The organism is Sphingobium ummariense RL-3 (genome assembly GCF_000447205.1).
In the GTDB taxonomy this organism is placed as follows: Bacteria; Pseudomonadota; Alphaproteobacteria; order Sphingomonadales; family Sphingomonadaceae; genus Sphingobium; species Sphingobium ummariense.
Map to the genome: position 1 here is coordinate 1 of NZ_AUWY01000038.1, position 3,075 is coordinate 3,075.

General features: G+C 58.9%; 3 protein-coding genes and 2 pseudogenes. 3 read left to right on the plus strand and 2 right to left on the minus strand.

From position 1 onward, the window contains the following. Positions 1 to 490 (minus strand): annotated as a pseudogene (locus tag M529_RS28910) (IS6-like element IS6100 family transposase); the annotation flags it as partial. A gap of 68 nt (positions 491 to 558) precedes the next feature. Between M529_RS28910 and M529_RS0124195 the strand changes: the two are divergent. Genes M529_RS0124195 through M529_RS28920 form a run of 3 tightly spaced genes read left to right on the plus strand, consistent with a single transcriptional unit; the run spans position 559 to position 1,748 of the window. Continuing rightward, a complete protein-coding gene (locus M529_RS0124195) occupies positions 559 to 1,095 on the plus strand; it encodes a recombinase family protein (RefSeq protein ID WP_051184012.1) in 537 nt (178 codons plus the stop codon). 31 nt (positions 1,096 to 1,126) lie between these two features. After that, entirely contained in the window at positions 1,127 to 1,435 is a 309-nt protein-coding gene (locus M529_RS28915; RefSeq protein ID WP_007682056.1) for a BrnT family toxin, read from the plus strand. Further along, positions 1,416 to 1,748 carry a BrnA antitoxin family protein gene (locus tag M529_RS28920; protein ID WP_007682049.1) on the plus strand — a complete coding sequence of 111 codons (333 nt, stop codon included), beginning with the start codon at positions 1,416 to 1,418 and terminating at the stop codon, positions 1,746 to 1,748. The genes M529_RS28915 and M529_RS28920 overlap by 20 nt, the downstream gene beginning before the upstream one ends. A gap of 461 nt (positions 1,749 to 2,209) precedes the next feature. Here M529_RS28920 and M529_RS28925 read toward each other — a convergent pair. Next, positions 2,210 to 2,905: pseudogene (locus M529_RS28925) on the minus strand (IS5 family transposase); the annotation flags it as partial. Between the last annotated feature and the right edge of the window lie 170 nt (positions 2,906 to 3,075).

Sequence of the window (3,075 nt, forward strand, 5' to 3'; positions counted from 1 at the left end):
CCTGCCGGTGGGCCGTCTCCCGGTCCAGCTTTCCTTCGCGCTTCAATTCGGTGATCGCTGCACCATAGCTCGGCGCTTTGTCGGTATTGAGCGTGGCAGGCTTTTCCCAGTGCTTCAGGCCTCGCAGGGCCTTGCCCAGGAACCGCTTCGCTGCCTTGGCGCTGCGGGTCGGCGACAGGTAGAAATCGATCGTGTCGCCCCGCTTGTCGACTGCCCGGTACAGGTAGGTCCACTTGCCCCGCACCTTGACGTAGGTTTCATCCAGGCGCCAGCTCGGATCAAAGCCACGCCGCCAGAACCAGCGCAGCCGCTTCTCCATCTCCGGGGCGTAGCACTGGACCCAGCGATAGATCGTCGTATGGTCGACCGAAATGCCGCGTTCCGCCAGCATTTCCTCAAGGTCGCGATAGCTGATCGGATAGCGACAATACCAGCGCACCGCCCACAGGATCACATCACCCTGGAAATGGCGCCACTTGAAATCCGTCATCGTTCCGTCCGTCCAATCTCCGCCAAGCATGCTCAAGCTTCACGATTTTTGCAACAGAGCCGGTCGATCTGCAACGCGATGCGCTCACGGCCGCTGGTGTCGATCAACGGCACCTCTACTCCGACAAGGCTTCCGGTGCGCGCGACGATCGCGCCGGCCTGAAAGCCTGCCTCGACTACATGAACGCCGGCGACACGCTGGTTGTCTGGAAGCTCGATCGGCTCGGCCGCTCGCTGCCGCACCTGCTGGCGATCGTCACCGACCTCAAGGAACGCGGCATCGCCTTCCGGTCGCTGACCGAACAGATGGATACCACCACGCCGCATGGCGAGTTGCTGTTCTCGCTGTTCGGCGCGCTCGCCCAATACGAGCGAGCGTTGACGCGGGAGCGGATCATGGCGGGCCTGGCCGCCGCAAAGCGGCGGGGCCGACAAGGTGGACGACCGCCGACGATCGCCGCGGAAAAGATGCAGTTGATAGTTGCCGCTCTGTCCAATGGGGCCAGCAAAGCGTCGGTTTCTCGCACGTTCAGCGTGCCGCGATCAACATTGACGGACACGTTGGAGCGGATCGGGTGGTCAGCGCCGGTCAAGGATACGCCTTGAATAACGACAAAAATATAATTATATTCCCGTCATGTTATCCATGCGCTTTTCCTGGCACCCAGCCAAAGCCGAGAGCAATCTGAGAAAGCATGGCATCAGTTTCGAGACGGCCGCCAGCGCCTTCGCAGACCCCTTTGCGCTTAGCGTGCATGATCGGATCGAAGGCGGCGAGCAACGATGGCAGACCTTGGGCCTGGTCGAAGGACATTTACTCCTGCTGGTGGCCCACACCGTCGCTGAGGATGACGACGACGGCGAATATGTGGAGATCATCCATATCATTTCGGCCCGAAAAGCCGATCGAAAGGAAAGACGACGTTATGAAGAAGAAAGACGCTGATACCGTCCGCTTCCAGCTCGATCCGGGCAATCTGCCCCCCTTGACCGAGGCACAGAAGGCCGAGCTGGATGCCCTGCAGGCGATGCCGGATAGCGGTATCGACTATAGTGATGCCCCGACGCTGACAGAGGATTTCTGGAAGACCGCCGAGCGTGGACGGTTCTATAAGCCGATCAAGCAGCAGGTAACGGCGCGGCTCGACGCCGATGTGCTTGCTTGGCTCAAATCCCAGGGCAAGGGCTATCAGGCTCGCATGAACGCAATCCTTCGGCGCGAGATGTTGGCGGCTGCGAAGGAGCGCCGACACGCTTGACGTGCAGGCCGCAGATGGATGCCGCTTTCACGGCCGGGAGTAACCCGGCCCGGCGTAGGCGCGCGAAGCCGCCAGAGTTGCGGCAATCATGTGTTTTTCGCTATGCTCTTTCTTCTAAAATAGCGACCGGTGAAAAATCCGATCCACGCAATTGCTGGAACAAGCCAAGGCCAAAAGGAAGATAAGAGTAGAATCATGTCGCCCCAGCGGCTCCGAGCAATAGCGTTAATGCAGTCGATCCCAATGTTATCGGAGTAGCGACAAATATTCCGAATTTTTGGTTTGCAAATGATACGAGCGAACAGACCAGTAAGATCACGAATATATCTGGCCAAAATTCACCCAACATACGTATCACGTTGTCTTTCTCCACGAACAGCCATCTACATGCGGCGCACTGCAACCCTAAGTCCAAGAAATCCGTCAAGTAACGAAATTTTGTTAAGAGTCTGTCTTGAATCTCATGGGTAACGAGCGATGCGTCGGATGAGGACGATGGCAGCGGCGGCATAGAGGAGCGCGGTTGCGGATTTGATGGTCCGCTCGAAGTCTTTGGCCAGACGGCGATTGCGGTTGATCCATGCGAAGGTGCGTTCGACGATCCATCGTCTGGGATGGACGACGAAGCCGGTCTGATCGGCGAATTTGCGGACGATTTCGATCGTAATGGAGGTGGCGTCCCGGACGCGATCGCTGTTGTAGGCGCTGTCGGCATAGGCGCGCGCGACGAAGGGATGCCGCTGGTGAGACTGCTGGAGCAAGGGCACCGCGCCATCGCGGTCCTGCACATCGGCAGGATGGACCAGTATGATAAGGGCGCGACCATCGGTATCGACCATTGCATGGCGTTTGCGTCCCATGGTCTTCTTGCCTGCGTCGTAACCACGAGGTCCGCCTGCTTCGGTGGTCTTCACGCTCTGGCTGTCGATGACTGCCGCGGATGGTGCTGGTTCTCGCCCTGTCCGGATGCGATCGATCCGAACGAGATGATGATTGAGGCTTTCGAATACCCCATCGTCGCGCAAGGTGCAGAACCACTGGTATACCGTGCGCCATGGCGGAAAACTGTCGGGCAAAAGCCGCCAGGGACATCCTGCCCGTAGCAGATAGAAAATGGCTTCGACGATTTCGCGCATCGGCCAGCATCGCCGTCGTCCGCGCTGGCTGGCTCAGGGTCTGGACGATTTGCTAGCCCGACGACCGGGGCAGGCCGCGACATGGCTATCCTGGCTGCGCAATGCGCCACAATCGCCGGGGCTCTGTTGCAAAAATCGTGAAGCTTGAGCATGCTTGGCGGAGATTGGACGGACGGAACGATGACGGATTT

Bases quoted from the DNA above. Each gene is read 5' to 3' on its own strand.
- M529_RS28915 (WP_007682056.1), top strand. From the start codon at position 1,127: ATGTTATCCATGCGCTTTTCCTGGCACCCAGCCAAAGCCGAGAGCAAT.
- M529_RS28920 (WP_007682049.1), top strand. From the start codon at position 1,416: ATGAAGAAGAAAGACGCTGATACCGTCCGCTTCCAGCTCGATCCGGGC.